Source organism: Microcystis sp. M49636_WE2, from assembly GCF_030065375.1.
Taxonomy (GTDB): Bacteria; Cyanobacteriota; Cyanobacteriia; order Cyanobacteriales; family Microcystaceae; genus Microcystis; species Microcystis aeruginosa_C.
In genome coordinates, this window is the sequence record NZ_JASJFG010000584.1 from 1 (window position 1) to 3,935 (window position 3,935).

At 36.4% G+C, this 3,935-nt stretch carries 3 protein-coding genes and 1 tRNA gene; 1 reads left to right on the forward strand and 3 read right to left on the reverse strand.

Annotation, left to right across the window (positions count from 1 at the left end; translation table 11 throughout):
* The first annotated feature begins 52 nt into the window (after positions 1-52).
* A tRNA-Ile gene (locus tag PX484_RS13430) sits at positions 53-125 on the forward strand.
* A 272-nt stretch (positions 126-397) separates the two neighbouring features.
* On the opposite strand, the gene PX484_RS13435 is transcribed toward PX484_RS13430, so the two are convergent.
* From PX484_RS13435 to PX484_RS13445, 3 genes are all read right to left on the reverse strand, one after another.
* On the reverse strand, positions 398-3,136 hold the full coding sequence (locus PX484_RS13435; protein ID WP_004268406.1) for a KGGVGR-motif variant AAA ATPase: 2,739 nt from the start codon (positions 3,134-3,136) through the stop codon (positions 398-400).
* Positions 3,133-3,633, reverse strand: a complete 501-nt coding sequence (locus tag PX484_RS13440) for a hypothetical protein (protein ID WP_288104232.1) — start codon at positions 3,631-3,633, stop codon at positions 3,133-3,135. Before PX484_RS13440 ends, PX484_RS13435 begins: the two co-directional genes overlap by 4 nt.
* Before the next feature lie 7 nt (positions 3,634-3,640).
* A partial coding sequence (locus PX484_RS13445) for a transketolase-like TK C-terminal-containing protein (RefSeq protein WP_502882739.1) occupies positions 3,641-3,935 on the reverse strand: 295 nt, incomplete at its 5' end.

The following is a 3,935-nucleotide window of genomic DNA, read 5'->3' on the forward strand; positions in this document are numbered from 1 at the left end:
GAATTTTCACGTTCAGAGTAATTACCGATCTATAATGAGTTAATAGTATAACCCAGGGTTGGCCGAGCGGTTGAGGCAACGAACTCATAATTCGTGCTAGGCAGGTTCAACTCCTGCACCCTGGATAGTTTTGATGGCTTCAGGCGATCGGCTTTGACTGCACTAGAGTAGGCGGCGGTGACAGATTACCTGACCATTTTCAGCTGCTTTGAGAACAGAAATACAATCATTAATTTTATCCTTTTCATTTTTCAGGAAAGCTAAAAAAACACAAGAATCCCAGTAGTGTAGCTTTTTTGTTGGACGAATCAATTTCCCAATGCTGGGTAATAGCCAATCCTGTTTTGAAAAGCTGACAACAATCAATCATATAGTCATTGCCAAAAAGCTCGAACCATTAAAAATTTGATTTCCCCAAAACTTTGCGCTTTAAAGCTAGAACACGAGGACGCGCACCTTGACTAGAAAATCCTAACCCTTCACGGAATATTTCGGGCATATAATAACGAACTGCATCTTCTTTATCCTTGTCCTCATAAATTACTCCCATTTGCTCAAGAACATTGACTTGAGTGCCATCCAGATTAAACTGTTCTAGAGAAAAAGGAATTTTTCTATCACTATATTTAGGTAAACTTTCTTCTACCCAGCTTTTAAATATAGGATATTCTTCCTTAGACTCGTCAACTTTTTCTTCACTACAGGGTTTAAGCGCTCGTCGAATCGCTTGGGGAGGTAACAGTCTAGTATTCGACCATTTAGTAAATTGTATTTCTTCTTTTTTTTCTACAGTAATATTAGCAGCATGGTACAAAAATCTCACAATATCCCGCGCTTGTAGTCTTCCATTAAAATCGGTTAAAGCGGCAAAAATCCAATTGTCTGACTTAGCTTCCCTTGCATTATCTGCTCCTAATTTTTTGCCCCAAAGTCGTTCTAGTTTTTCTTTTAAATCTTCAATTGAACAATCGAATAAATCTTGATGGTTAGCATTAATAACCGATGATTGTATGCAGAGCCAATAGGAAAGTTTAAGAAACGATTCTAGATTCCAAGATAGATCATAGTTACCATATAAGCTTTCAAATTGTTGCGAGTTTTGTGTAATTGTATATCTCAAGAAATCTCGACGCAGAAAGACAATCAAGCCGAGATTAGATTGCCGAATTTCTGATAATTTATTGGGTAAATGATCGATCAAGGCTTTCAAGGCTTTTCGTTGAAGGTTATCATTGGCAACATTAGGAAAAGCATCTTCTAATCCATCAAATAAAAATATAATCTTCGAGTTTTTTTGTTGAAGGTATTCATGCAGTTTTTGTAATTGACAATTTTCAGAATTATAACCTAAAACTCTCGAAATTTCTTTGATCCAAAAATTTGTCCAATCAACCTCATTCCAATCCTGATTTGATAGCGACTGTATGATTCTGTCTCTTAAATCCGAGAAGGAAAATTGATAATCATTATTAAGAAAATTATTAACATTTTGCCGTGCTTGCTCAAGAATATCTTTGGCATCCTCTGCTAAATTTTTTGATTGCAGTAAAGGAAATATTAAACCGAGATTTTCTCGGGAATTTTCTTGATTTTGAGGATCAACTTTATTTAAAAAATTTTCCCAAGACTGTAGGCGAGATAGCTGAATATAATTAAAGGTTTTTCCCGCACCTTTAGCACCAATTGAGATAACATTAGGTAGTTTATCTTGAAAATTACGAGCGAGATTTTTCAATGGCTCGGTAATGAGTAAATCTTCCCCTTCTCCCTTTTCTGCATAAATATATTTATTGCAAGTATCCCTGAGTTTTTTCACATCATCTAAGGAGTTATCTGAAGGTGTGGCTGATGCAATGCTATTATTAGATAATTCATCTTCTGCCCATTGTCTTGCCAGTTCCATCAAGGAAGTTGAACTTAATTTGTTTTGAGCTTCATCCCAATTGTTAACATATAGTAACTCTTGGGCGAAATAAGTTTCTTTAATATCCAGTCTAGTAGTATATAAACTCTCATTTTTGGGTTGAACATAAGCCGACTGTAATTGCTCTAAAATATTCTCAAATGCTGATAAATTTCTAACTTCTGGAGTTAAAAAACTAATAATTATCGAAGGATCATAATAATTATCATCCTTTACTTTTGAATCACTGGGAGCTAGTAAGCCAATTTTTTCTAAAACCATCCTGACACCTCGCCAAGATTGCTCATTAACTGTTGTTACTAAAAATCTTTGGATTCTAGAGTCAAATAAAATTGGGCTAGAAATTTCACTTAATCCTGCTCTTAAATCAATAAATATATAATCTACTGCTAATTTTTGCCCTAATTGATGAATTGCATCCCCTACCTCCCAAGCACCCGATGGATTTCTAGCTAAATTTTCTGGCAGTATAGGAGTATCTAAGAGTTCTTCTTCTTCAATAAAAGCGGGTAAAAAATATAAAGTTGATTTATTTTGCTGTTTGGCAGTTTTCTGAATTTCTTGAGTTACCCAAGAGAGTGCCACCTCTAGAGATGGCTTGGGATATTGATAAACTTCTAAAAAATTGATCAAAGATACGGTTGCCTCTTGATTGTCATACCTTTGCCAATAGGTTAACCCCGGAGCCTCTAAATCTGAGTCAATAACTAAAATTTTAACTGGTTTATTTATCTCTTTTGCTCTTGCCAAAAGAGCAAGAATATAAGCGGCTAAATGTAGGGTTCTTCCCACACCACCTTTAAAAGAATAAAAAGCAATAATTTCTGGCTTATCTCGATAAGCATTGGCTAAAAAATTATCCGATTGATTTGAATCTGGATTTTCTTTTAAATAAGCGACTTCCTGCCAAAAAGGTCGAATCGATGCCGAAAGGCAAGCACTATTATCTATTAAAATAAATTCTACAGGAATAGAAGCATTGTCAATATCTAGCTGAATAATTTGTTCTGATTCTTGATACCAATCTCCGAACCATTCTTTTAATATTGAGTTAGCTTTTGGTTGATCATCTTGATTTTGAATACCAATCTCTAAAGCACTACTAAAACAACTAATTTTAACAATACTATCAGGTAAGTCATTTCCGTTAGCGGTTTCGCGAGCAATTTTTCTTTTAATATCAAACCAAGTTAGTAATGGCCGTCTTCTCATAGTCCCTGCAACTCCTGTGCAATCCAACTTAATATATCTAACAATTTTTTTTCTAATTCATTATCCTTAATATTTTCACAGCCTCCCCCATATCGCCACATTTGATTAATTTCACCGCAAGAAAGCTCTCTCTCTTGATTATTTTTTAAAGGTTTCATACTTAATTGTGAGGGAAGTTTTAGTTTTTCTCCCGCAGCTAGTTTGTCTAGTAACTTATTTATATCATGCCGCACTTCAAGTAATTCTCGACAAGAATCGGTGCAATCTTTACTTTGTCTTTTCAGTAAAACCGCTTTGAGACCACATTCAACCGAGTAAAATAGCAATAAACGATGAGCGTTAGTTCTGGTTTCGACCTTTGCCGCTCGTTGATTTTCTCTCCATGCTTTTTGTAGTTCTCTGTCTGTAAAAGGAATCACCCAGTCAACCCTTTGCACGATATAGTTCCATCTTAAACACAAAAAACCCGCTGGCGCGGGCTTTTTCCACAAAATCAAAGTTTAATTAACCTAACAACGCTTTTGCCTTCGCTACCACGTTATCCACGGTAAAACCAAACTTCTCTAGAATCACACCCCCTGGAGCAGAAGCGCCGAAGGTATCAACCCCCAACACATCCCCCTCATCGGTGATGTAGCGATGCCAACCCATGGTTGAACCCGCTTCCACCGCGAGACGTTTTTTCACTGCTTTCGGCAGTACCGATTCTTTGTATTCTGCCGATTGTTCCTCGAATAGCTCCCAACAGGGCATAGAAACGACGCGAGCTTTAATTCCTGCTTCTTTTAACACCGCAGCC

What these genes read in the sequence shown, in the direction of transcription:
- PX484_RS13435 (WP_004268406.1), bottom strand. Translation starts at nt 3,136, where the DNA reads ATGAGAAGACGGCCATTACTAACTTGGTTTGATATTAAAAGAAAAATT.